The organism is Emticicia sp., assembly GCF_049241225.1.
In the GTDB taxonomy this organism is placed as follows: domain Bacteria; phylum Bacteroidota; class Bacteroidia; order Cytophagales; family Spirosomataceae; genus Emticicia.
On record NZ_JBMLRC010000110.1, the window covers coordinates 1 to 1,507 of the forward strand.

General features: G+C 38.9%; 3 protein-coding genes. 1 reads left to right on the plus strand and 2 read right to left on the minus strand.

Going from position 1 to position 1,507, the window contains the following annotated elements:
- Window positions 1-311: transposase (locus ACOVO2_RS06930; RefSeq protein ID WP_421769270.1), on the plus strand; the 311-nt coding region annotated here is incomplete at its 5' end.
- Window positions 312-384: 73 nt separating this feature from the next.
- Here the strand turns inward: ACOVO2_RS06930 and ACOVO2_RS06935 are convergent.
- Together ACOVO2_RS06935 and ACOVO2_RS06940 are read right to left on the minus strand one after the other, a co-directional pair.
- A complete protein-coding gene (locus ACOVO2_RS06935; protein ID WP_421769271.1) occupies window positions 385-1,032 on the minus strand; it encodes a peptidoglycan recognition family protein in 648 nt (215 codons plus the stop codon).
- Window positions 1,029-1,507, minus strand: a 479-nt coding sequence (locus ACOVO2_RS06940) for a YciI family protein (RefSeq protein ID WP_421769272.1), incomplete at its 5' end; no start/stop codon positions are given. The genes ACOVO2_RS06940 and ACOVO2_RS06935, both read right to left, overlap by 4 nt.

Here is a 1,507-nt window from a genome sequence, read left to right on the forward strand (position 1 = left end):
CAATTAATAAATCCTATAACCGCACAGGAGGACTTTTTGAAGAACCTTTTAGGAGGATTTTGATTAATAATCAATCTTACTTAGCTGAACTGATTTTTTATATCCATAATAATCCAGAAAAACATGGATTTGTGAAAGATTTTAGAGACTATCCTCATTCATCATATCATTCACTCCTACATACAGCTCAAACTAAATTAAAACGAGAAGAAGTGTTGAGTTTGTTTGGGGGAAGGGAGAAGTTTGAGGAGTTTCACGCTAATAATCAAATGCTACAGAATTTAGATAAATTTATGATTGAGTTTGATTAATTTTTTCGAAAAACAAAAACGTCGGCAAGGTTTCAAACCTTGCCGACGTTGCATCCTGACGTTAGAAATGCCATCAAGGCTCTTTCCGAAGTTTCTTGAATTTCTCTCTCAATCTATTCATAAATTCATCACCCGGGTCTGATTTTGTAGTTTGGTAGTTCGGGTCAGTTTCTTTCCAGATTTTTGAACCTTTAAATTTTGTATATTCATGATGCCCGATGAGGTATTCTATTTTATACTTCTTCTGTAATTGTTTGATTAATAGGCAGTTGGCTCTAAACTGTTCTTCTGTTAATGGATTTTTACTGCCATCTCCAACGTTTTCTATACCGATTGCACAATAGTTGAGTCCGATTACGTGGCGAGCTAAAAGTGTATCGGGCATTAGATGGTAAACCGTTCCGTCTCTATCAATTAGATAATGTGCCGAAACATTGAGTTGACTGGCGTTTTGTAGTTCCTTACGTGCATTAGGTAAAGTCGAAGAATTAAAGGCAAAGAATGACTTCTCGAAGGTCGGAATGGCCGTCCAATGCACCACAATCATTTTAGGGCGAATAGTTGGTTGAGCTTGCTCAATCCCGTGGCGTTGTTTGAGATATTCTACCGATAAAGCAATGCGAGTTGAATCCCAAACGATTGGTTTTTCAACAATCTTTAGCTTTTGACCCAATGACTGCAATGCTGCGAGCAGTAATAAAACTATCAATGATTTTCTCACGGCTGTTTTTTAGCGATTTTGTTATGAATAGCAGGAATTTGTAACATCGCTGCCGAGCCATACCAAGGGTGCAATTCCATCATCAATGAACCAGCCTTAATTGCTGGGTCGGTTTCGCAGAGCTTTTGGGCTTCTTCAATCGTTTTTACATCAAAAACATAAATTCCTTTTAAATCGGTATTGTCAGTAAAAGGTCCAGCAACTACTAATTTACCCTCATCTGCCAAACGTGTGATATTTGCCATGTGTGCTTTTTGTAAGTTTGTGGCCGTAACGGAATCAATCATCCAGCGGCGTGGACCTCGTTTCAGTAAGGCCATCACGTAGTTTTTCATACCGTATTCATCAGCACCCAATTGGACAGCCAAAACACTGTCAATACCCGAGCCTGCTTCGGTTGTATCGACTTGCACAACACGCTTTTTCTCAGGAACTAAACAGCTATATGACGCCGAAGCAATGGCTACGAATAAGA